The organism is Alishewanella sp. d11 (genome assembly GCF_049390205.1).
Lineage (GTDB): Bacteria > Pseudomonadota > Gammaproteobacteria > Enterobacterales > Alteromonadaceae > Alishewanella.
Window position 1 is genome coordinate 1 of the sequence record NZ_CP186547.1, and the last position, 22784, is coordinate 22784.

The window sequence follows — 22784 nt, forward strand, 5'->3', positions numbered from 1 at the left end:
ATGAAAGAAAAAGACGAAAAAACCTACAGCATAAGCGAGCTATCACGGGAGTTTGATATTACTACCCGTAGTATCCGGTTTTACGAAGATCAAGGTTTACTCACGCCACAACGCAATGGTCAAACCCGCATTTACACTAAACGCGATCGCGTTCGTTTAAAACTGATTTTACGGGGTAAACGCTTAGGTTTTAGCCTGGCAGAAACCGGACAACTGTTTGAGTTGTACGATGCGGATAAAAGCAGCGTTACTCAGCTCAACACTATGCTGAAACTGATTGAACACAAAAAAGCTGAGCTACATCAGCAATTAGACGATATCAAAGTGGTCTTGATGGAGTTAGTGACCGTTGAGAAACGTTGTCGCGAAACGCTGAGTAATGCTCAGCAAAAAAATACATCGTCATAAAACCAGCCAAGACAAAACTAAATAACCAAGCAAAACGGGGTAAGCATGATTAGTACATATAAAGGTCTGAATTTTGATTTAGGCGAAACCGTCGATATGATCCGCGAGCAAGTGAATGCTTTTGCTCGTGAAGAAATTGCCCCTCGCGCTGCGCAGATTGACCATGACAACGCCTTTCCAAATGATTTATGGCGTAAGTTTGGTGATCTTGGCCTGCTAGGTATTACCGTTGATGAAAAATACGGCGGCTCGGGTTTAGGTTATTTAGAGCATGTGATTGCCATGGAAGAGATCAGCCGTGCCTCTGCTTCAGTGGCGTTATCTTATGGCGCCCACTCTAACCTTTGTGTTAACCAAATTTTCCGCAACGGCACTGAAGCCCAAAAACAAAAGTATTTACCTAAATTATGTTCAGGCGAGCATATTGGTGCCTTGGCGATGAGCGAACCTAATGCTGGTTCAGACGTGGTGAGCATGAAACTGCGCGCCGAAAAACAGGGCGATAAATACATCTTAAACGGCAACAAAATGTGGATCACCAATGGTCCTGATGCCCATACCTATGTGATTTACGCCAAAACCGATGTTAATGCAGGCTCAAAAGGTATTACGGCGTTTATTGTGGAGCGTGGTTTTAAAGGCTTTTCGCAAGCCCAAAAACTCGACAAGCTAGGTATGCGTGGCTCAAATACCTGTGAGTTGGTATTTGAAGACTGTGAAGTGCCGGCTGAAAACGTATTAGGCGAGGTCGGCCGTGGTGTGCAAGTACTGATGAGCGGCTTAGATTATGAGCGCGTGGTATTAGCAGCTGGCCCACTGGGTATTATGCAAGCCTGTATGGATGTGGTGGTACCTTATATCCACGATCGCAAGCAATTTGGCCAATCTATTGGCGAATTCCAATTAGTACAAGGCAAAGTAGCCGATATGTATACCCGGATGAACGCGGCGCGCTCTTACGTGTATATGGTGGCGAAATCGTGCGATCGCGGGGAAACCACCCGTAAAGATGCCGCTGGCGTTATTTTGTACGCGGCCGAGCTGGCCACCCAAATGGCGCTGGATGCTATCCAGTTATTAGGTGGCAATGGCTATATCAATGAATACCCCACCGGCCGCTTGTTACGCGATGCCAAGCTGTACGAAATTGGCGCAGGCACTTCAGAAATTCGCCGTATGCTGATTGGCCGCGAGCTGTTTATCGAGTCGAATTAACATGACTAAAATTCACAGCAAAATTAATCCTCGCAGCGAGGAGTTTCAAAAAAATGCCGCCGCCATGCAGACGGTGGTGGATGATCTGAACAGCAAAGTACAGCAAATTAAACTGGGCGGCGGCGAAAGCTTGATCGCCCGCCATGTTTCGCGTGGCAAGTTGTTCGCGCGCGATCGGGTGCAAAAACTGCTCGATCCAGGCTCACCCTTTCTAGAAATTGGCCAGTTTGCCGCTTGGCAGTGTTATGAAGATTACGTGCCTGCAGCAGGTGTAGTTGCTGGTATTGGCCGTGTTAATGGCGTGGAGTGCATGATTGTTGCCAACGATGCCACAGTAAAAGGCGGCACTTACTACCCGCTTACCGTGAAAAAGCATTTACGCGCCCAAGAAATTGCCGAACGCTGCCACCTGCCCTGTATTTATTTGGTGGACTCTGGCGGTGCCAACCTGCCACGGCAAGATGATGTATTCCCCGATAAGCTGCACTTTGGCCGCATCTTCTTTAATCAGGCCAATATGTCAGCCAAAGGTATTCCACAAATTGCCGCCGTTATGGGCTTGTGTACTGCGGGCGGTGCTTATGTGCCAGCCATGGCCGACGAGAGTATTATCGTCAAAGATCAAGGCACCATTTTCTTAGCTGGCCCACCGTTGGTAAAAGCCGCGACTGGTGAAGAAGTGTCTGCCGAAGAGCTGGGCGGCGCTGACGTGCATTGCAAAATCTCTGGCGTAGCCGATCACTACGCATTAAACGATGAACACGCCTTACAACTGGCGCGTAATGCCGTTTCACGCTTAAACCGCCCTGCGCCAGCTCAGCTGGATGTTAAGCCTACAGAAGAGCCTTTATACGACGCCAAAGAGTTGTACGGCATTGTCGGCACCGACTTACGTAAACCTTTCGATGTAAAAGAAGTGATCGCCCGTATTGTCGATGGCTCAGATTTTGACGAGTTTAAACAATACTACGGCGCTACCTTAGTCTGTGGTTTTGCGCGCATTTTCGGTTATCCAGTGGGTATTGTTGCCAATAATGGGATTTTGTTCTCTGAATCAGCCCAAAAAGGTGCACATTTTATTGAACTCTGTGCCCAGCGCAAAATCCCGTTGTTGTTCTTACAAAATATCACCGGCTTTATGGTCGGCAAAAAGTATGAAGCCGAGGGTATTGCCAAGCACGGTGCCAAGATGGTGATGGCGGTGAGCTGCGCTAAGGTACCGAAGTTTACGGTATTAATTGGCGGCAGTTATGGTGCAGGTAACTACGGCATGTGCGGCCGTGCTTATGATCCCACCATGATGTGGATGTGGCCGAATGCGCGCATTTCCGTGATGGGCGGCGAGCAAGCCGCTGGGGTGATGGCGCAGGTTACGAAAGATGGTTTAGCGCGTAAGGGTGAAACCTTGTCGGCTGAGGCTGAAAAGGCGTTAAAGCAGCCGATTATTGAGCAGTATGAGCAGCAAGGGCATCCGTATTACGCCAGTGCGCGGCTGTGGGATGATGGCATTATCGATCCAGCACAAACCCGCATGACAGTGGGTTTGGCGCTTGCAGCTGCATTAAATGCGCCGATTGAAGAGAGTCGTTTTGGTGTGTTTAGGATGTAATTGTCCGTTTGATGCTCCGGATAGGAACTGGCTTAGCTTTAGTTTCAGCAGAGTTTAGAACGGTGCAACGCTCTTAACTGGGTAGAAATTTAAAACGGTGATTTCTTAGAGATCGCTTAAAGCGAAACGCCAGACTGCTTGCGCTTCTATAAGTGAGATTAAACCGAAACGCCAGGCTGCTTGCGCTTCTATGAGTGAGATTAAACCGAAACGCCAGGCTGCTTGAAGCCGATATTGCACACAAAGACGCCGTGAACCCTTCCATGGGGGCTCCTGTCCGGCATCCATGCCGGACACGCTTTGTTTAGCAATATCGGCTCGCTGCCTGGCTGCATAAGTGTTATTTACTAACTCGCGGCAAGTTCAATATCAGATAATTGCTGTAGTTTTGTGGTGCACTCTGGGATGCACGACAATCGAACGAGGTGGTAAACGCATAGTACACTTTGCTCGGGGAGGTGTTTTTCATGGATGAAAAACAGCAGCGTACATGGACGTATCCACAGCGTGCCCCGACAAAGTTGTACGGCGCGTTTAGCCGCCGGATGCACCAATCTTGAACCTGCATAAGCCTAAATAACAGCAGATTCAAGTTTAGTGCAACGCCCTTAACTGGGTAGTAATTTTCTCCACCGGCTTCAAGGATCACATCCATGTGCCCTTTCAGCCTCCGCAGCATCCATGCTGCTGTTGCGAAAATTCTACCGCAGCCAAGGGCTTAAACAAGTTAAGTGAGCCATCAGGCTAAACAAGAACATAACGAGGTGGTAAACGCACAGTACACTTTGCTCGGGGACCTGTTTGGCATGGATGCCAAACAAGAGCGTACATGGACGTATCCACAGCGTGCCCCGACAAAGTTGTACGGCGCGTTTAGCCGCCGGATGCACTAATCTCGAACCTGCGTAACTTTAAGTAATAGCAGCGTAAAGAAAGGTGCATCGCCCTTATCTGGGTAGTAATTTTCTCCACCGGCTTCAAGGATCACATCCATGTGCCCTTTCAGCCTCCGCAGCATCCATGCTGCTGTTGCGAAAATTCTACCGCAGCCAAGGGCTTAAACAAGTTAAGTGAGCCATCGGGCTAAACAGGAACACAACGGAGCGACATCAACCATGACTCTACAGTATACCGAAGTAACCATAGACCCCCGCGGTGTCGCCAGTTTAGTGTTAAACCGCCCCGAGGTGCACAACGCCTTTGACGATCTAATGATCGCCGAGCTTATCGCTCAGCTTGACAGCCTTGCTGCCAACAACCAAGTCAAAGTGTTAGTACTAAAGTCCAACGGCAAAAACTTCTCCGCTGGTGCCGATCTTAACTGGATGCGCTCAATGGCGAAAAAAGACTATCAGCAAAACCTCGACGACGCTGCCGGTCTCGCTAGCCTGATGCACAAACTGGATACCTTCCCCAAACCCACGCTAGTACTAGTACAAGGCGCCGCCTTTGGTGGTGCTGTGGGTTTAGTCGCGTGCTGTGATATCGCCCTTGCTGAGGAAAATGCCAGCTTTTGTTTAAGCGAAGTCAAAATAGGCTTAATCCCAGCCGTGATCAGCCCCTATGTTATGCGCGCTTTAGGCGAACGGCAATCGCGTCGTTATTTTTTAACCGCCGAACGCTTTAACGCCATCACCGCTGCAACCTTAGGCCTAGTGCATCAAGTGGTTAGCAACGATACCTTGGAAAACCAAGCAGAGCCGCTGGTACAAGCACTACTGCAAAATAGCCCAGCCGCGGTCAGTGCCGCTAAACACTTATTGCAGCAGATTTACAATAAAAACATTAACAACGAGGTTATTGCGCACACTACGCAAGCCATTGCAGAGATTCGCGTATCGGCAGAAGGTCAGGAAGGGCTTAGCGCCTTCTTAGAAAAACGAAAACCAAACTGGTTATAAACTTTATACATAACAAATGCCGCTAAGCTACAGCTAACAAAAGTGTGTAGGTTTTACTAAAGCAGATACGCAAACTTATTATAACTCTACCGGCAAACTCGTATGCCAAGTGCAACGAAACCGGTTAAATCAGCAGGATAAGAAAGTATGTTCCGTAAAATACTTATTGCTAACCGCGGCGAGATCGCTTGTCGGGTGATAGAAACCGCACATAAACTCGGGATCCGTTGTGTAGCCGTTTATTCAGAAGCCGATGCCAATGCCCGTCATGTACGGATGGCCGATGAAGCCTTTTTACTTGGCCCCGCTGCCAGCAAAGATTCTTATCTGCGTGCCGATAAAATTATCGCCATTGCCAAACAAAGCGGCGCTGAGGCCATTCACCCAGGCTATGGCTTTTTATCCGAGAATGAAGAGTTTGCCAAAGCCTGTGAAGACGCTGGCGTGGTATTTATTGGCCCACCAGTAACGGCTATCGCGGCCATGGGCTCGAAAAGCGCTGCGAAAAAAATTATGCAAGACGCTGGAGTACCTTTAGTACCGGGTTACCATGGTGACGATCAAACTGATGCTGTGTTAAAAGCCGAATCGGCAAAAATTGGCTATCCACAGCTGTTAAAAGCAGCTTATGGCGGTGGTGGTAAAGGTATGCGCGTGGTATGGCAAGCCGATGAGTTTGATGCTGCGCTCGCCAGTGCCCGCCGTGAAGCCAAAGCTGGCTTTGGTAACGATAAAATGTTACTTGAGCGTTATCTCACTAAACCACGCCATATTGAAATTCAGGTTTTCGCTGACAACCACGGCAATGCCGTATACTTAGCCGAGCGGGATTGCTCCATTCAACGCCGCCATCAAAAAGTGATTGAAGAAGCCCCTGCCCCAAGTTTTAGCCCAGCGCAGCGCCAAGCCATGGGTGAAGCTGCCGTAAAAGCCGCTAAAGCCATTGATTACCGTGGTGCCGGTACGGTTGAGTTTTTATTTGATGAAGACGGTTCATTCTACTTTATGGAAATGAACACGCGCTTGCAGGTTGAGCATCCGGTGACCGAAATGATCACGGGTCAGGATTTAGTACAGTGGCAATTACTGGTCGCGGCAGGCGAGCCACTGCCGCTAACACAAGCGCAAGTTCAATTAGCTGGCCATGCCATTGAAGTGCGGGTGTATGCAGAAGATCCGGATAATGACTTTTTACCTGCTACCGGCAAACTGACCTATTTACGCCAGCCTGAAGCCAGCCGCAACGTGCGGGTAGATACGGGTGTGGTTGAGCATGATGAGGTGAGCCCCTACTACGATCCGATGATTGCCAAACTGATTGTCTGGGATGAAAGCCGTGATCGGGCCATTAGCCGCATGTTACGCGCTTTAGATGATTACCGCATTGCCGGAGTCACCACTAACCTTGGTTTCTTAACCAGCTTAGTTGAGCACCCAGCGTTTAAAGCAGCAGAGCTTGATACCAACTTTATTAACAAGCATCAGCAAAGCTTGTTTGCCCCTGCGCATAGCCAAGAGAATCAAGCGCTGATTTTGGCGGCACTTTTTATCGTTGCAAAGCAACAAACACAACAGCTGGCGCAATCGAGCAACAGTCCCTGGCAGTTTAATCATGGTTGGCGGCTAAACGAAACCGCAATACTCAAGCTCGATTTGCAAATGGGCGAAACTAAGCATGCGCTTACCATTGCACAACAGCAACAGCAGATGACCATTACTCTTGCGCAGCAGCTTTTCGATTGCCACGTTAACCTTGCTGGCGACGAGCTAAGCGCGGTGATTGCTGGGCATCGCATGAAAGTGCGGGTAAGCCAGTATCAAGACACCATTAGCATTTTTATCAAGCATCAGCGTTATGACATTGTTTATCAAACCGAAGTGACTACCGCCGTTGATGGCGCTGATCACGCTGGCAGCTTAACCGCGCCAATGAATGGCACTATCGTCGCCGTACTTTGCAGTGAAAACCAAAGCGTCAAAGTCGGCGATACCTTGGTGATTATGGAAGCGATGAAAATGGAATACGCCATTAAAGCGCCAAAAGATGGCGTGGTTAAAGCAGTATTTTATGCTGCTGGCGATTTAGTTAAAGATGGAGCTGAGCTAGTCGATTTTTGTGAGGAGGACGCATGAGTTTTCCTAAGCGTGTGCGAATAGTTGAAGTCGGCCCGCGTGACGGCCTGCAAAACGAGCAAGCGGTAAGCAGCGCTGCCAAAATCGCGCTTATCGATATGCTCACGGCTGCTGGCCATCAGTATATAGAAGCCGGTGCCTTTGTATCCCCCAAGTGGGTGCCGCAAATGGCCGATTCTGCCGAGGTTTTTGCCGGCATTCGCCGTGGCGATACGGTAACGTATGCCGCCCTTACCCCAAATTTAAAAGGCTACGAAGCGGCCAAAGCCGCTGGTGCTACTGAAGTTGCCATTTTTGGTGCTGCCTCGGAAGCCTTTAGCCAAAAAAATATTAATTGCTCCGTAGCAGAGAGCTTAGAACGCTTTGCGCCCGTGCTGGCTGCCGCCAAAGCAGATGGCATAAAAGTGCGCGGCTATGTCTCTTGCGTAGTCGGTTGCCCCTATCAAGGCGAGGTTGCCCCTGCTGATGTTGCTAAGGTAGCCAAGGCTCTGTTAGAGATGGGCTGCTATGAGATTTCACTTGGCGATACTATTGGTGTGGGTACTGCTAAAAGTGTTAACGCTATGCTAGATGCTGTGTTAGCGGTTGTGCCATTAACGCAGGTCGCGGTGCATTTTCATGATACTTATGGTCAGGCGTTAACAAATATTTACGTGGCGCTAAGCCGCGGTGTTAGTGTCGTTGATAGCGCTGTCGCGGGTTTGGGTGGCTGTCCTTATGCCGTCGGTGCGTCAGGGAATGTTGCCACTGAAGATGTTGTGTATTTGTTAGAGGGGCTTGGCATTTCGCACGGCTTAGATTTAACTGCGCTGGCAAAAGCAGGCGCGTTTATTTGTCAGCAGCTTGGGAAGCCCTCTAGTTCTAAAGTAGGATTGGCGATTCAGGCGAAGTGCAGTCAAACTGCTTAGTAGATTAATTGTTTACATGAAGATCGAACGAGGTGGTAAACGCATAGTACACTTTGCTCGGGGACCTGTTTGGCATGGATGCCAAACAAGAGCGTACAGGGAGGTATCCACAGCGTGCCCCGACAAAGTTGTACGGCGCGTTTAGCCACCGGATGCACCAATCTCGAACCTGCGTAACTTTAACTAACCGCAGCGTAAAGATAGGCGCAGCGCCCTTAACTGGGTAGTAATTTTCTCTACCGGCTTCGAGGATCACGTCCCTGTGCCCACTCAGCCTACGCAGCATCCATGCTGCTGTTACGAAAATTCTACCGCAGCCAAGGGCTTAAACAAGCTAAGTGAGCCATCGGGCTAAACAAGAACATAACGAGGTGGTAAACGCATAGTACACTTTGCTCGGGGACCTGTTTGGCATGGATGCCAAACAAGAGCGTACAGGGAGGTATCCACAGCGTGCCCCGACAAAGTTGTACGGCGCGTTTAGCCACCGGATGCGCAAATCTCGAATCTGCGTAACTCTAAATAACCGCAGCGTAAAGATAGGCGCAGCGCCCTTAACTGGGTAGTAATTTAAAACAGAGGCTTCTAAGTGATTGCCTAAATCGAAACGCCAGGCTGCTTGCAGCCGATATTGCACACAAAGACGCCGTGAACCCTTCCATGGGGGCTCCTGTCCGGCATCCATGCCGGACACGCTTTGTTTAGCAATATCGACTCGCTGCCTGGCTGAACAGGTGTCATTTAGTAGCTCGCAGTATGCTCAAACAAGAGCCTTGCAGCAGGCTAGAAGTGCACTTGTGTATGCACAAGAATCGAACGAGGTGGTAAACGCATAGTACACTTTGCTCGGGGACCTGTTTGGCATGGATGCCAAACAAGAGCGTACAGGGACGTATCCACAGCGTGCCCCGACAAAGTTGTACGGCGCGTTTAGCCACCGGATGCACAAGACTTGAAGCTGCTTTGCTTGAAGACACAACAGAAGCAATTTAGTCGAAGCAGTAGAAACAAAATATTTCTCGTAAACTAGCGACAAAAACGACAGAGGACAACAAATGGCAGGGTTTAATAAAGTCGTACACAGCTACGAAGAAGCCATGGCCGGGCTGACAGACGGCATGACCGTTATCGCCGGAGGCTTTGGCTTATGCGGCATCCCCGAGGGCTTAATTGCCCAAATTAAAAAAATGGGCACCAAAGATCTGACCGTGGTTTCAAACAACTGCGGCGTCGATGGCTTTGGCTTAGGGATTTTACTTGAAGATCGGCAAATCAAAAAAATGATCGCCTCTTATGTGGGTGAAAATGCCCTGTTTGAAAAGCAACTGCTCAACGGCGAGCTGGAAGTCGAACTGACGCCACAAGGCACTCTAGCTGAGAAAATGCGTGCTGGCGGTGCTGGCATACCTGCCTTTTTCACTGCAACTGGCTACGGCACGCCGGTTGCTGAAGGCAAAGAAACTCGCGAAATTAATGGCCGTCACTACGTGCTAGAAGAGTCTATCACCGGTGACTTTGCCATAGTACGCGCTTGGAAAGCAGACCGTTATGGTAACTTAGTGTTCCGTCATACCTCAATGAACTTCAACCCAATGGCCGCAACTGCCGGGAAAATTACTGTAGCTGAAGTAGAAGAAATTGTGGAGCCGGGCGAGCTTGAGCCATCGCAAATTCATACACCGGGTATTTATGTGCAGCGCGTGATTAAAGGCAACTTTGAAAAACGCATTGAACGCCGAATGGTTCGACAAGGTTAAGGAGGCAACAATGGCTTTATCACGTGAACAAGTTGCCATGCGCGTTGCGCAGGAACTACAAGATGGTTACTACGTTAATCTGGGCATTGGTATTCCCACTTTAGTGGCAAACTATGTACCGGCAGGCATTGAAGTGATGCTGCAATCGGAAAATGGCTTACTCGGTATGGGCCCCTATCCTACCGAAGCTGAAATAGACGCCGATATGATTAACGCGGGCAAAGAAACCGTCACCGCCATCAAAGGCGCCGCAATTTTTAGCTCGGCGGAAAGCTTTGCCATGATCCGCGGTGGTCATGTTGATTTAACGGTATTGGGTGCTTTTGAAGTAGACCAAAACGGCAATATCGCCAGTTGGATGATTCCAGGTAAACTGGTAAAAGGCATGGGCGGTGCTATGGATCTGGTTGCTGGTGCGCAAAATATCATTGTCACCATGACTCACGCCGATAAATACGGTAGCAGCAAACTGCTAGAAAGCTGCACTCTGCCCTTAACCGGTGTGGGCTGCGTGAAGAAAATCGTCACCGATTTAGCGGTGTTAGAAGTGCGTGATGGGGCTTTTCATTTGTTAGAACGTGCCCCTGGCATTTCTGTTGAAGAAATTCAGCAAAAAACCGCCGGTAAACTGATTGTCAGCGGCGATATTCCAGAAATGCAGTTTAGCTAAGCAGGCAATTGGATTAAAACCCTAGCTGGTTGCCAGGTGGTTATCCAGCATACTGAAAAGCGCTTAAAAAGCGCTTTTTCTTTTTATTTGTGTTATTTACGCAAGAATACGCGATAGATAGCCTGCCTTTATGTTGTAAATCAACACTAGTTTCGACAAGATAAAGGCAAAATTATTCTAATAGGAGTTTTGTCCATGTTTCGTTTAACCACCATTGCTGCGCTATTACTTGCTAGCACAGCAGCGAGCGCTGAGCAGTTTACCGTTAAAACCAACAGCACTGTTGCAGCTAATGCTGACACTCTAGTACTGCTAGTTAGCCCTGAAAACTTAAATGCAAATCCACAACTGGAAGCCATCAGCAAACAAGAAAATTTTACCGCTGGGCATGGCAAAACCTTAACCTGGCTTGCGCCCGCCTCGCCTTATAGTCAATACCAACGCGTGGTTTTATTAGGTACTGGCGACACAGCTAAATTAACGCCTTATCAAGCCAGTTTGCTCGGGGCCACCACTGCCAGAACCCTAAAAGGCTCGGCGGCAAGTACTATTCAAGTTGATGCAACGTTACTAAACTTACCATTTAGCCAAGCCGAATTTTTAGCACAAGTCAGCCATGGTATCGACTTAGCCTCTTATACTTTTAGCCGTTATCACACCGATAAAAAAGCCGAAACTGTTCGTACGGTACATTTATTAAGTGCTGAACAGTCAGCTACTGAACAACGTTTAGTGCAGCTAAATGCATTAAGTGAAGGTGTTAAACTCGCACGAGATTTGACTAACGAACCAGGCAATGGCATTTATCCTGAAACCTTCGCTAAACAAGCTTTAGAGTTGCGTAAGCTCGGTGCGAAAGTCACGGTAATGGATGAAAAAGCATTAGAAAAAGCTGGTTTAGGCGCTATTCTGGCCGTTGGTCGCGGCAGTGCTCGCCCGCCAAGAATGGTCATTGTGCATTGGGAAGGCAACAAACAACAACCTTTGGCTATCGTCGGTAAAGGGGTTACTTTCGATACGGGTGGTTATAATTTAAAAACCCAAGGTGATTCTATTTTACGGATGACCAGTGATATGGCAGGCGCAGCTGCGGTACTAGGTACCATGCACGCTTTAGCAAAACAAAAAGCGCCGGTAAACGTAGTGGGCTTTATGCCTTTAGCAGAAAACATGATTTCTGACCGTGCTTACTTACCTGGCGATGTGATCCGGGCTGGCAATGGTAAAACCATTGAGATTATCAGCACAGATGCTGAAGGCCGTTTATTGTTAGCGGATGCACTATGGTATGCCGAGACCAACTTCAAACCTCGTGCCATTGTCGATATCGCCACGTTAACAGGTTCAAAAGTCGGCGCGGTGGGCAGTTACTATGCTGGCTTATTTAGTAATGACGACAACCTGCTTGGTCAAATAAATCAAGCCGCAGATAAAGTGCAAGAAAAAGTCTGGCGTTTACCGCTAACAGATGAAATGCTCCCTGAATTGAAGAGCCGTATTGCTGATTTACGCAATACCGGCAGTACTACAGGGGCTTCAACAGCCGCTCTGTTCTTAACACAATTTGTTAAAGATACCCCCTTCGCGCATTTAGATATTGCAGGCAATGCGTTAAGTAGTAGTAACAAGGGCCTACACACCGAGGGCGCTACCGGTTTTGGGGTAAGGTTACTTACTGAATGGACATTAACTGCTGAGTAAAGGACGTTGCACCTATTTTTACGCTGTAGTTACTTCGCGCTACGCAGATTAGAGATTGGTGCATCCGGCTGCTAAACGCGCCGTACAACTTTGCCGAGGGACGCCGTGAACCCATCCATCGAGGTTCACGGCGTTTTTATGTGCAGTATCTGCTGCAAGCAGCCTAGTGTTTCGGTTTAAGCGATCCCTTAGAAGCCACCGCTTTAAATTACTACCCAGTGAAAGGCTTTGCAACGCACTGAAATCTGCAACTTGTTAGTACCCCGCTTAACGCGTTAAACGCTTAATTAAACTCGACGTATCCCAACGGTTCCCACCCATTTGCTGCACTTCGGCATAAAATTGATCGACCAAGGCGGTTAACGGCAAGGCACTGCCATTTTTACGTGCTTCGTTTAACGCTATTGCTAAGTCTTTACGCATCCAATCGACAGCAAAACCAAAATCAAACTTATCATCCAGCATCGTTAGCGAGCGGTTTTGCATTTGCCATGAGGAGGCCGCACCTTGCGAAATTACCTCCACTACGGCAGCGCCATCTAAACCGGCGTTTTTAGCAAAATTTAATGCCTCAGCTAAACCTTGCACTACCCCAGCAATACAAATTTGATTGACCATTTTCGCCAACTGGCCTGAGCCAGCAGGACCTAATAATTTTACACAACGGGCATAACTTTGCATCGCGGCTTCTGCTTTGGCAAAAACAGCTGACTCACCTCCCACCATAACGGTTAAAATGCCTTTTTCAGCACCCGCTTGACCACCAGAGACCGGGGCATCTAAAAAGCCGATACCTTTGGCTGCAGCGGCTTGGGCTAATTCGCGCGCGAGATCAGCAGAGGCCGTAGTGTGGTCAACTAAAATCGACCCAGCACGCAGCGAAGTTAATACACCCTCCTCGCCATAGACGACTGAGCGCACATCATCATCATTCCCCACACACATAAACACAATATCGGCATCTGCAGCAGCACTAGCTGGGGTTAAGGCAGCCTTGCCGCCATATTGCGTTACCCAAAGCTCGGCTTTGCCTAAGGTGCGATTGTAAACCGTAACGTGGTAACCTTTTTGTTGTAAATAGCCGGCCATGGGAAACCCCATAACGCCAAGCCCTAAGAACGCAACCTTCATAACGTGATTTGACATAAAAATGACTTAAAAATGTGACATACTGTGCCACTAGCTTACAAAGTTATCCGCTGAATGAAAAGCAATTAAAAGGAATGAGCATGACTACACTTTACGATTTTACCGTAGCAGATAATCAAGGAAAGCCCATTGAGCTCAGTCAGTTTCGAGGTAAAGTAGTACTGATTGTTAACACGGCCAGTAAATGTGGTTTTACGCCACAGTATAAAGAGTTAGAAGCCTTGCATCAGCAGTATCAACAACGTGGCTTGGTTATTTTAGCTTTCCCTTGTAATCAATTTGGCGCGCAAGAGCCTGGTTCAAATAGCGAAATTGCGCAGTTTTGCGAAGTAAATTATGGTGTGACCTTTCCGTTGATGGGCAAACTGAATGTGAATGGTCCTGATGCCGCGCCAGTGTTTGAGTATTTGAAAGATCATGCTCGTGGCTTAATGAAAAGCCGTGCCGTAAAATGGAACTTTACTAAGTTTTTGGTTAACAAAGAAGGTATTGTCGTAAAACGTTATGCACCGCGGACAAAACCGGCCAGCATAGCGCAAGCTATCGAAGAATTACTGTAAATTTGATCTGGCGCTAATTATGACAACAGAAAATACGTTAAGCTATCGGCAATTTGATGGGAGATTGCCGATGAGAGTCGCTGTATTCAGTGCTAAAAAATATGATCAGGATGGCTTTGGCCAATGGGCAGATAGCAGCCTGAAATTTAGCTATTTTGAAAGCCGGTTAAGTCAAGACAGCGTAAAACTTGCGCAAGGTTGCCATGCAATCTGTGCTTTTGTTAATGATGACTTGTCAGCACCCGTTTTAAAACAATTATCCGAGCTGGGCATTGAGATGATCGCGCTCCGCTGCGCGGGCTTTAACAATGTAGATCTGGATACCGCAAAGGAATTAGGTATTCGCGTCGCTAGGGTGCCTGGCTACTCCCCTGAGGCGGTGGCAGAACACACCTTGGCGATGATGCTAACACTGAACCGTAAATTGCATAAAGCTTTTAATCGCGTGCGCGATGATAACTTCGCGTTAGATGGTTTACTTGGCTTTAATATGTATGGCAAAACAGTAGGCCTAATTGGTACCGGCCAGATTGGCTTAGCGACGGCTCGCATCATTAAAGGCTTTGGCTGTAAATTGCTGTGTTACGATGTCAAGCAAAACTCAGAACTAACTGAGCATTACACCAGCTTAGACCAACTGTATCAGCAGAGCGATATCATTAGTCTACACTGCCCGCTAACACCGCAAACTCAGCATTTAATCAATGAGCAAAGTTTGGCACAAATGAAAGATGGCGTGATGCTGATTAATACCAGCCGCGGCGCCTTAATTGATACCAAAGCGGTTATCAACAGTTTGAAAAGTCGCAAAATTGGCTATTTAGGCTTAGATGTGTATGAGCAAGAAGCCGATATCTTCTTTGAAGATCTGTCTGAGCAAATGATCGATGATGAGGTTTTCAAACGATTACTCACCTTCCCAAATGTGTTAATCACTGGTCATCAAGCATTTTTTACTAAAGAAGCTTTGCAGCAAATTAGTCAAATCACCAGTGATAATCTGCTCGCTTTTGCTGGTGGCCAAAAAAGTGGTAATGAATTAGTCAATTAATCCAGGCAAGACTTTGATTTTATGATAAAAAACGGCAGGATAACCTGCCGTTTTTTATCATTATTACGAATTAAGCCTCATCACTCAATTCATTCACTAAGGTCTCAGCCAGCTCATCTGGTGCAACCACAACGCCTGGGCCTTCTGCATCAGGTAATACCGCAATACTCAACTCGTCACCGTTTAAGCCTTCCGTCCACTTGTTTAACCAAGTATCTAAATCAACGGCCTGAGCTTGGCAATTTTCCCACTCACCCTCAATCCATTGCTGAGCCAACTCAGCGTGCGGCCATACTGGGATACAACGCTCATCTTCAGCACTCACCAATACAAAACCTTCTTCATCCGTTAGGATCCAGATTTGCTGCAAATCCGCTACCGCTTGAATAAAATATTCATAACGTTGTTCAGCGTCCAGAGCCGTGATACGCGCTAATTCTGCAGCCGATAATTGGTATTCCATAATGTTTTCCTAGCTAGTCGATAATACGCATAATGATGACGGATTCGCTGCCATAATGCTATCAGAAAAGCGAAACTGTCTTAAAAAAAAGACAATGCCAGCAAAATCAAAATGCCATAACGCAGGCCTTTACCGATTGCTACCAAGACTAAAAATACGGGAAAGGGGACTTTCAGCACACCGGCTATCATCGTTAATGGATCACCCACTATGGGTAGCCAAGATAATAATAAGCTCCAACGACCGTATTTTAGAAACAACGGCTCAGCACGGGCTAATTGTTTTTCGGAAACTGGAAACCACTTTTTATGTTGAAAACGCCGTAATTGCCAACCTAACCACCAATTAACACAAGAGCCAAGCGTGTTACCTGTAGTTGCCGCTAGCCACAACAGTAAAGGTTGCTCACCCTGTTGTAGCAAGGCTAATAATACTACCTCAGAAGAGGCCGGAAATAAGGTTGCTGCAACAAATCCGATAATAAATAAAGATAAATAAGCCAAAATGTTCCTTTGCAGTTTTCAGGGGGAAATAAATGGCGAAAACTTTAACACTACAAACTTAATAGTAACTGAAAGCCAACTATACTAGTCTTAATCTGTTAATAATTGATTTTTTTAGCAGATAATATTTTACTCAATACTTTAGTCGTAAACTTAAGTAATGTATTTGACAAGCTTAACATTTTTCTAGAATCTGGAAAAAACTTAATTGGAGTTGCTATGTCAGCATCAGTTTCTCGCCATCTACTGTTTTTAGTAGCTTTAGTCTGCTTACAAACCTTGGTTTTCTGGCTTCTTAATACAACGCTGGCACTTGGCTTAGGTTTTTTAGCAGTAGCGGCTTATCTCTTTTTTCTTCCTAACACAGCAATCACCGAGCAGCCATCAGTACCAAGCACAAATTATGATGCTGTATTCAATAATATCAGCACAGCGACATCAAAAATGGCCATCGGGGCAGCTGAGGTCTCTTTTTATATTGATGCTCTGATTAAAGATATCAAGCATAGCGGAGAGGACAGTCAACAAATCGGCAATGCTACGCAAGATTTAACCACCGCCAGTAGTCAGCTTAATCATAATTTTCAAACTATCAATCAAACGATTAATCAAGCTGCTACCGCCAGTCAGCAGGCCGATAGTAGCTTGCAATCAGGTGTAGTAAAAATTGAGAAACTTGCGGCAGCAGTCAGTCATGCTGCCTCCGAGTTAGAGTCATTACGCAGCAGTGCAGACAAAATCCAACACATTACTGAAGTGATCAATAGTGTCGCCGATCAAACAAATCTTTTAGCTTTAAATGCCGCCATCGAAGCCGCCAGAGCTGGCGAACAAGGTCGCGGTTTTGCCGTAGTAGCAGAAGAAGTTAGAGCACTAGCTGGTAAAACGGCTGGCGCCACAAAAGATATTGGCGTGATGCTCAGTGATATTCGCAAGCAAAGTGAACATACCGCCACGTTAATGCAACAGTTAGAACATGCCAGTCAAGAGGTACAACAAGAACTAAAACAGGTTGCTACAGGCGTAAACTATATCACTCAAGAGATTAATCAATCCAGCAACGCTCTCAATCAAATTGAGCAATTGAGCCAAGGATTAGAACTTACCGGCACCCAAATTAGCTCTGCTATCCAAAATATAAGTACGGCTCTAGACGCCATAGAACATAAAGGCCAAAGCATTGCAGCACAATCGATTGACGCCTCTGTAGAAACAGAAACAATTTATCGAGAGCTTAGCAAACAGCAAATTGATACTTTTTACCAACCCATCTTGGCCGAAGCACAATTAGCGGCAAAAGAAATTGCTAAGCTATTTAGTCAGGCGCTTAAAAATGGCACTTTGAGCCGCGAAAAATTATTTAGTGAAAAATACCAGCCGATTGCCAATACCAATCCGCCTAAATACAAAACTGACTATGATAACTTTACCGACCAACATTTTCCTGCCATACAAGAACCTATTTTAGAACGCCATGCTAATATCACCTACGCTGGTGCAGTTGATCGTAAAGGCTATTTTCCGACCCATAATCGTAAATTTAGCCAGCCGCTAACCGGTAATTATGAAAAAGATTTACTACAAAACCGCACCAAGCGGATTTTTAACGATAGAACCGGTAGCCGCTGTGGCAGCAATACCGAAGCCATGCTGCTTCAAACCTATAAACGCGACACCGGTGAAATCATGCATGATTTATCTGTGCCCATTTACGTCGATGGCCAGCATTGGGGTGGTTTTCGGATTGGTTTTAAACGCTAAAGCCTTTATTGCCTCCGTCACAAATCCTTTGCAAAAGAAACCACAACAAGGCGCTTCACAACTTGGTTCTAAAGCGCCTGCTACCTCAATTGCGCTTTAATAAAGTAAGCACCTCGGCATGGCTGCTGTGGGCAAATAAATCAAACAGCTGTACTTTTTGCAGTTGGTATTGCGGTAACTGCAGTAAATCTGAGGCTAAGGTATTTGGATTACAGCTAGAATAAATCAGCCAGCGCGGTTGTAAACGATTAATACTTTCGCATAAGGCTGCGCCTAAACCTCGTCTTGGCGGGTTGACCACCAATAAGTCCGGTGCTTGCGCCGCTGCACTGGCAAAAGCCGCGGAATCAAGCGCTTGAAAACGCACTTGGCTTAATTCAAGCTCTGCCGCAGCTTGGGTAGCACTGGCAATGGCTGCAGCAGCAATTTCAATCCCTAGCAAAGCCGGCTCTTGCTGAGTCTGTTGCTTTAAAGTGCTGGCCACATGTAAACCGAAGCCACCTACCCCACAAAATAAATCCCAAAGCTGAGCCAGTGTTTCACCTTGTTGCGCTAAATCTGCTGCCCACTGCGCTGCTGTAGCATATAAAGCTGCGGCTACGCTTGGGTTGGTTTGAAAAAAGCTTTGTGGTGTTAAATACAGTGGTACCTGATTAAGTTGCTCGCGAAGTAATGTGCGATTGGTTAAAACAATCTCTTCCGGCCCTTCTAGCAAAGCGGCATGCTGTGGCTGCAAATTAATACTCACCACTTCCAGCTCGGGTATTTGGCTTAACAAATCAGGCAGAAATTTCTGAATAACCGCCAAATAATTCTTCGATCTGAGCACAAAACGTAGCATAAAGCGGCCACTGTGTTGGCTTTGACTAAGCAAAATAAATTTTAGCTCACCGCTTCGCTCGGCCACCTGATAAGGCTGCAGTTTTGCTAGTCTAATAAAGTCTTTGATCGCCCGAAACACCGGTACAAAAGTAGCAGGATACAAAGGGCAATCGGCAAGATCTAAGGCAACGCCTTGCGCATTAACGATACCTAATAATGGCATGTCGGTGCTGCCTAGCACCACCATTTTCGCTTTATAGCGAAACTGCTGCTCCGCACTCGCTATAGCTGGCAGTAACTGAAAGGGTTGCAGTGGCGCTAACAACAGCTGCAATTGCTGTTGCTTTAACGCCAATTGCGTTGCATAAGGTTTATCTAGCCAATGACAAGACTGACAACGGCCAGCAACAAAATGCGCACACTGCATGCAGATTAATCCTGCGCTAACATCAAAGGTAAAACGGCTTTATCACCATCATTTGCCGCAGGGATTATGCCCAATGCCGCAGCCATCACATTATAAAGATCGACCATACTAAGCTTTGGCACCACCGTCGCTTGTTTAAACGCAGGACCATAAGCAATCAGCATCCCTTGCATCGCCAGTTCGTCATTATCATAACCATGGCTACCTCTGGCACGTAAAAACGACGGATCAGCTTTTAAACCCGGTAATAAACTTTTGCGCACAAAAATCCACGGCTGCTCTGCTAGCAAGATAATTGGTGCAATACGGCTATGCTGCTGGTGATGAAAGCGCGCAGGTAATTCAGCTTTGCGATATAAACGCATCTGCTCGGGATTAAAACGCTCAGCAATTTGCTGATAAATCGTGTCTTCAGCCCCTTCTTTAGGGAAGATACTAATGATCTCCCGTGAGAAGCGTACTGTCTGCGCTAAACTACTATCAAATAATTCATCAGCAATCATATATTTACGCTGATCGACTTCTGCCATACCGTGATCTGAACTGATCATTAGGTTTACCTGTTCAAATTGACCTCGCTGGCGAAGGGTATTAACTAAGTAGGCTACTTCAGCATCAACCTCTTGCAATGCCTTGGCCACTTCAGCTGAGGCAGGACCGTAATTATGGCCTGCACTATCGACATCACTAAAATACAGCGTAATGATTTTTGGGCGCTCAGTTGCTGGCATTGCTAACCAAGCTAAAACTTGCTCAGTACGTTGTCTATTGGGCGTATCATGCTCATAAGGAAACCAATAAGTGGGTCTAGTCCCCTTTATTTCAGCTTCTGAACCTGGAAAAAAATAGGTTGCCGCAGTCAGCCCTTGTAACTCTGCGGTTACCCAAATAGGTTCACCTTGCCACCAAAAGCCATCAGCGACTTCTTCTTTCATGCGCATCGTAAAATGGCGTTGATGCTCAGGATCATACATTGAATTATCAACGATGCCGTGCTTTTCTGGATGTAAGCCAGTAACCAGTGAATAGTGATTAGGAAAGGTTTTACTTGGAAAAACCGGTTGTAAATGTTTAACATGCACGCCACCGGCAGCTAGCTCTGTAAGCATTGGAGCCTGGTGCAACTGCAAGTAATCGTGACGTAGACCATCAATCGAGATAATGACTAAGCTATGCTGATTTTTAGCAGCAGCCTCAGTGTTAACTGTAACAGGGGCTTTACTACAGGCCGCCAGTAATGCTGACAAAAATACGGTGAATAGAAGAGCAAAGATTCTCATGCGGATGTGATCTCACGCGTTAGGCCGCAATTCTGAAAAAACGGCAAAATAATTGGAAGACGATTTTACTGCTTTTTGCCTATAGCTTCATGCCTTTCTGCCCAATATTATTGCACATTCAACGTAATTTCGCTCACACTGCCCAAATCATCTTGCACACTCAGCTGATAACGCCCTGTAGTTGCAGGCCAAAATAAGGTTTCGCCTGGTTTTACCGCACCTAAATAGCGCTGATCGGCAAACCAATACCCCTGCTTGGCTGCGCCATCAAAACGCGCTTGTAAAGCAAGCGGCTGACCAGCTTGCGGTAAATAGGTTAAATGCGGCTGCGGTGACAGTATTTGCGGCGGTTGGGCCTGCGTTTGGCTTAGCTGTTGGCAAGCTTCTGCAAAAACAGGTGGTTGCCGTAAACGGATCCCTGCTTGTTGGTACAAGGCGGCGATATCTGAAGGCCAAAATTCAAATACCGCAAGCTCCGTCAGCGGTGGTTGATGCTGACACGCGCGTAACCCCGTCTGCCGATAAATCGGCACCGGACGGTGCAGATCAGACACGGCTACCGGCGAAACGCCAGGGATCACCCAGCCAGACTCTGTTGCTGGGCAAAACTGATTGGGTAACTGATAGCTTTGCCGACACAGTGCCACCTGACGCAAATTAAGTTGCTCGCTTGGTGCAAACAACTGTTGGTTAGCTTGCTGCTGCTCGCCTAGTAGCGGTAAAAGCGAAAAGAACAAAGGGGCGGCCACGTTACGACCAATCAAATTCGGGTTACTGCTACCATCAAAGTTGCCTAACCACACCGCCAGCACATAATCACCATATAAGCCAAGTGTCCAAGCATCGCGATAAGCATAAGAGGTGCCCGTTTTCCAAGCTACTTTCGGCTCAGCCGCTAACTCGGCAAAACGCTGCGAACGCAATCCGGGTTGGCTGGCTAACATTTGTAATGTTAAAAAAGCGGCTTCAGGACTCAAGCCTTGCGCCTCAGATATTGTTTTTACAGGCACAGCAACATGTACGCTCGACTCAGCTGCAGACGCTTGCGCACTGAGCCACTGCAAGGGTTGGTATTGCCCTTGATTGCCCAACATCGCATAGAGTGCGACTAACTGCTGCATCGACAACTCCATCCCACCTAGCGCCAGCGCTAGGCCATAATAATCCGCCGCTTGGGCTAAGGGCACCTCATTCGCAGCCAGCCACTGATAAAAATCCGGTTGCTGCAGCTGCGCTTGCAGGGTAACCGCTGGCACATTGCGGCTCTGCACTAAGGCCTCAGTGGCAGTTATAGGCCCGCGAAAACGGCGATCAAAATTTTCCGGACTAAAGAGCCCAAAGCGCTGCGGTAAATCTTTCAATAAACTCTTGGGATGTATCACTCCTTGCTGCAGCGCCAGAGCAAACACAAAGGGCTTTAGCGCGGAACCGGGGGAGCGCGCGGCGGCTGTACCATCGACCTGTCCAGCAATAGACTTATTAAAAAAATCAGCAGCACCAATGTAGGCTTTAATTTGCATACTAGGCCTATGCACCACTAGCACACTGGCATTATTAAGTCCTAAGCGTTGTTGCTGGCGTAAATACTGCTGCAGCCGTTGCTCGACTTTATGCTGTAAATGCCAATCTAAACTACTATATATCGGCCCTGCAGGTTGCTGACGTGCTAACGCCTGCACAAAATGTGGGGCGACAAAGGGTAAATCGCGGCGACGTTTAAAGTGTAAAGGCAAAGCTAACAACTGCTGCTCACTCTCACTGGTAGGATAGACTTGCTGCCAAATCTGCAATAACCGTAAACGTGCCTGTTGTAATTGCTGTTGAGCGCTGTGTTGGTTAGCCTGACGCTCAGGATTACGTTGCAGTGGGTTTTGTGGGATCACGGCCAGTGTCAGTGCTTCAGCGGTACTAAGTTCAGATGCGGTTTTACCAAAATAGATTAAGCTAGCGGCACCAACACTTTCTACATTTGCGCCATAGGGGGCATAGTTAAAATAGCCTTCTAATAATTCGGCCTTGCTTAAATGGCGCTCTAAATAGAGTGCCAGCAAGACTTGCTGTAACTTCCCCACCACACTTTGGCTGTTCAGTCGATAATGCAGCCGAGCCAATTGCATACTAATGGTCGATGCGCCTTGCCGACGCCCGCCTTTTACCACGCCTTGCCAAAAAGCCCGTCCCAGCGCAGGAAAATCCAAGCCAAAGTGCTGATAAAAGCGTCGGTCTTCGTAAAGTAAGGTAGCTTGTTGCATAGCAGGTGCGATGTCGCTTAGCGCTAAACGTAAGCGATAACGCTCATCCGCAGCGGGACGCAGCGCCAACAACTCGCCTCCAACTGCAAAAAACGCCTGACTCTGCGCAAAGTCACGATAGAGATCAGGCTTGGGCGTCAGCCAAGGTATCATTAGCCAGCAAAGCCATAATGCTAATACTGGCAGCAGAAACCAGGTGGAAGACCTAAGCCAC

At 47.3% G+C, this 22784-nt stretch carries 18 protein-coding genes; 12 read left to right on the forward strand and 6 right to left on the reverse strand.

Annotated features, from left to right (window positions below; all coding sequences use genetic code 11):
• The 9 genes from ACO1PK_RS00005 (at nucleotide 1) to ACO1PK_RS00045 (ending at nucleotide 12302) form a co-directional block, all read left to right on the forward strand.
• Entirely contained in the window at nucleotides 1-408 is a 408-nt protein-coding gene (locus tag ACO1PK_RS00005; protein ID WP_423186647.1) for a MerR family transcriptional regulator, read from the forward strand.
• A 45-nt stretch (nucleotides 409-453) separates the two neighbouring features.
• On the forward strand, nucleotides 454-1623 hold the full coding sequence (locus tag ACO1PK_RS00010) for an isovaleryl-CoA dehydrogenase (RefSeq protein ID WP_189432083.1): 1170 nt from the start codon (nucleotides 454-456) through the stop codon (nucleotides 1621-1623).
• Between the two features lies 1 nt (nucleotide 1624).
• Nucleotides 1625-3232: a carboxyl transferase domain-containing protein gene (locus ACO1PK_RS00015; protein ID WP_423186648.1), complete on the forward strand. Its 1608-nt coding sequence runs from the start codon at nucleotides 1625-1627 to the stop codon at nucleotides 3230-3232.
• 1115 nt (nucleotides 3233-4347) lie between these two features.
• On the forward strand, nucleotides 4348-5133 hold the full coding sequence (locus ACO1PK_RS00020; RefSeq protein WP_423186649.1) for an enoyl-CoA hydratase/isomerase family protein: 786 nt from the start codon (nucleotides 4348-4350) through the stop codon (nucleotides 5131-5133).
• Between the two features lie 147 nt (nucleotides 5134-5280).
• Entirely contained in the window at nucleotides 5281-7266 is a 1986-nt protein-coding gene (locus ACO1PK_RS00025; protein WP_423186650.1) for an acetyl/propionyl/methylcrotonyl-CoA carboxylase subunit alpha, read from the forward strand.
• Nucleotides 7263-8174 carry a hydroxymethylglutaryl-CoA lyase gene (locus ACO1PK_RS00030; protein WP_423186651.1) on the forward strand — a complete coding sequence of 304 codons (912 nt, stop codon included), beginning with the start codon at nucleotides 7263-7265 and terminating at the stop codon, nucleotides 8172-8174. The genes ACO1PK_RS00025 and ACO1PK_RS00030 overlap by 4 nt, the downstream gene beginning before the upstream one ends.
• A gap of 1055 nt (nucleotides 8175-9229) precedes the next feature.
• The gene (locus ACO1PK_RS00035) at nucleotides 9230-9931 is read left to right on the forward strand and encodes a CoA transferase subunit A (protein ID WP_423186652.1); all 702 of its coding nucleotides are present in this window, start codon (nucleotides 9230-9232) and stop codon (nucleotides 9929-9931) included.
• A gap of 10 nt (nucleotides 9932-9941) precedes the next feature.
• Nucleotides 9942-10601: a CoA transferase subunit B gene (locus ACO1PK_RS00040; RefSeq protein WP_423186653.1), complete on the forward strand. Its 660-nt coding sequence runs from the start codon at nucleotides 9942-9944 to the stop codon at nucleotides 10599-10601.
• A 195-nt stretch (nucleotides 10602-10796) separates the two neighbouring features.
• Nucleotides 10797-12302 carry a leucyl aminopeptidase gene (locus ACO1PK_RS00045; RefSeq protein WP_423186654.1) on the forward strand — a complete coding sequence of 502 codons (1506 nt, stop codon included), beginning with the start codon at nucleotides 10797-10799 and terminating at the stop codon, nucleotides 12300-12302.
• A gap of 267 nt (nucleotides 12303-12569) precedes the next feature.
• Here ACO1PK_RS00045 and ACO1PK_RS00050 read toward each other — a convergent pair whose 3' ends face one another.
• Nucleotides 12570-13448 carry an NAD(P)-dependent oxidoreductase gene (locus ACO1PK_RS00050; protein ID WP_423186655.1) on the reverse strand — a complete coding sequence of 293 codons (879 nt, stop codon included), beginning with the start codon at nucleotides 13446-13448 and terminating at the stop codon, nucleotides 12570-12572.
• Nucleotides 13449-13531: 83 nt separating this feature from the next.
• On the opposite strand from ACO1PK_RS00050, the gene ACO1PK_RS00055 reads away from it, so the two are divergent.
• Nucleotides 13532-14011 (forward strand): glutathione peroxidase, encoded by a 480-nt coding sequence (locus ACO1PK_RS00055; RefSeq protein WP_423186656.1) that lies wholly within the window; start codon nucleotides 13532-13534, stop codon nucleotides 14009-14011.
• A 70-nt stretch (nucleotides 14012-14081) separates the two neighbouring features.
• Nucleotides 14082-15062: a 2-hydroxyacid dehydrogenase gene (locus tag ACO1PK_RS00060; protein ID WP_423188245.1), complete on the forward strand. Its 981-nt coding sequence runs from the start codon at nucleotides 14082-14084 to the stop codon at nucleotides 15060-15062.
• A 70-nt stretch (nucleotides 15063-15132) separates the two neighbouring features.
• Here ACO1PK_RS00060 and ACO1PK_RS00065 read toward each other — a convergent pair whose 3' ends face one another.
• A complete protein-coding gene (locus tag ACO1PK_RS00065) occupies nucleotides 15133-15525 on the reverse strand; it encodes a DUF2750 domain-containing protein (protein ID WP_423186657.1) in 393 nt (130 codons plus the stop codon).
• An 80-nt stretch (nucleotides 15526-15605) separates the two neighbouring features.
• Nucleotides 15606-16028, reverse strand: a complete 423-nt coding sequence (locus ACO1PK_RS00070) for a YqaA family protein (RefSeq protein ID WP_423186658.1) — start codon at nucleotides 16026-16028, stop codon at nucleotides 15606-15608.
• A gap of 219 nt (nucleotides 16029-16247) precedes the next feature.
• Here ACO1PK_RS00070 and ACO1PK_RS00075 point away from each other — a divergent pair, with 219 nt between their 5' ends.
• Nucleotides 16248-17789, forward strand: coding sequence for a methyl-accepting chemotaxis protein (locus ACO1PK_RS00075; RefSeq protein WP_423186659.1), 1542 nt, complete (start codon nucleotides 16248-16250; stop codon nucleotides 17787-17789).
• Nucleotides 17790-17874: 85 nt separating this feature from the next.
• Here the strand turns inward: ACO1PK_RS00075 and rlmC are convergent, their stop codons facing one another.
• The 3 genes from rlmC to pbpC form a co-directional block, all read right to left on the reverse strand.
• Nucleotides 17875-19038: a 23S rRNA (uracil(747)-C(5))-methyltransferase RlmC gene (rlmC, locus tag ACO1PK_RS00080; RefSeq protein ID WP_423186660.1), complete on the reverse strand. Its 1164-nt coding sequence runs from the start codon at nucleotides 19036-19038 to the stop codon at nucleotides 17875-17877.
• 5 nt (nucleotides 19039-19043) lie between these two features.
• Complete coding sequence (locus tag ACO1PK_RS00085) at nucleotides 19044-20318, reverse strand: ectonucleotide pyrophosphatase/phosphodiesterase (RefSeq protein ID WP_423186661.1); 1275 nt, start codon at nucleotides 20316-20318, stop codon at nucleotides 19044-19046.
• Nucleotides 20319-20425: 107 nt separating this feature from the next.
• Entirely contained in the window at nucleotides 20426-22723 is a 2298-nt protein-coding gene (gene pbpC, locus ACO1PK_RS00090; protein WP_423186662.1) for a penicillin-binding protein 1C, read from the reverse strand.
• Nucleotides 22724-22784 lie beyond the last annotated feature (61 nt).

Bases quoted from the DNA above. Each gene is read 5' to 3' on its own strand.
- ACO1PK_RS00005 (WP_423186647.1), top strand. From the start codon at position 1: ATGAAAGAAAAAGACGAAAAAACCTACAGCATAAGCGAGCTATCACGG.
- ACO1PK_RS00010 (WP_189432083.1), top strand. From the start codon at position 454: ATGATTAGTACATATAAAGGTCTGAATTTTGATTTAGGCGAAACCGTC.
- ACO1PK_RS00015 (WP_423186648.1), top strand. From the start codon at position 1,625: ATGACTAAAATTCACAGCAAAATTAATCCTCGCAGCGAGGAGTTTCAA.
- ACO1PK_RS00020 (WP_423186649.1), top strand. From the start codon at position 4,348: ATGACTCTACAGTATACCGAAGTAACCATAGACCCCCGCGGTGTCGCC.
- ACO1PK_RS00025 (WP_423186650.1), top strand. From the start codon at position 5,281: ATGTTCCGTAAAATACTTATTGCTAACCGCGGCGAGATCGCTTGTCGG.
- ACO1PK_RS00030 (WP_423186651.1), top strand. From the start codon at position 7,263: ATGAGTTTTCCTAAGCGTGTGCGAATAGTTGAAGTCGGCCCGCGTGAC.
- ACO1PK_RS00035 (WP_423186652.1), top strand. From the start codon at position 9,230: ATGGCAGGGTTTAATAAAGTCGTACACAGCTACGAAGAAGCCATGGCC.
- ACO1PK_RS00040 (WP_423186653.1), top strand. From the start codon at position 9,942: ATGGCTTTATCACGTGAACAAGTTGCCATGCGCGTTGCGCAGGAACTA.
- ACO1PK_RS00045 (WP_423186654.1), top strand. From the start codon at position 10,797: ATGTTTCGTTTAACCACCATTGCTGCGCTATTACTTGCTAGCACAGCA.
- ACO1PK_RS00050 (WP_423186655.1), bottom strand. From the start codon at position 13,448: ATGTCAAATCACGTTATGAAGGTTGCGTTCTTAGGGCTTGGCGTTATG.
- ACO1PK_RS00055 (WP_423186656.1), top strand. From the start codon at position 13,532: ATGACTACACTTTACGATTTTACCGTAGCAGATAATCAAGGAAAGCCC.
- ACO1PK_RS00060 (WP_423188245.1), top strand. From the start codon at position 14,082: ATGAGAGTCGCTGTATTCAGTGCTAAAAAATATGATCAGGATGGCTTT.
- ACO1PK_RS00065 (WP_423186657.1), bottom strand. From the start codon at position 15,525: ATGGAATACCAATTATCGGCTGCAGAATTAGCGCGTATCACGGCTCTG.
- ACO1PK_RS00075 (WP_423186659.1), top strand. From the start codon at position 16,248: ATGTCAGCATCAGTTTCTCGCCATCTACTGTTTTTAGTAGCTTTAGTC.
- rlmC (WP_423186660.1), bottom strand. From the start codon at position 19,038: ATGCAGTGTGCGCATTTTGTTGCTGGCCGTTGTCAGTCTTGTCATTGG.
- ACO1PK_RS00085 (WP_423186661.1), bottom strand. From the start codon at position 20,318: ATGAGAATCTTTGCTCTTCTATTCACCGTATTTTTGTCAGCATTACTG.
- pbpC (WP_423186662.1), bottom strand. From the start codon at position 22,723: ATGATACCTTGGCTGACGCCCAAGCCTGATCTCTATCGTGACTTTGCG.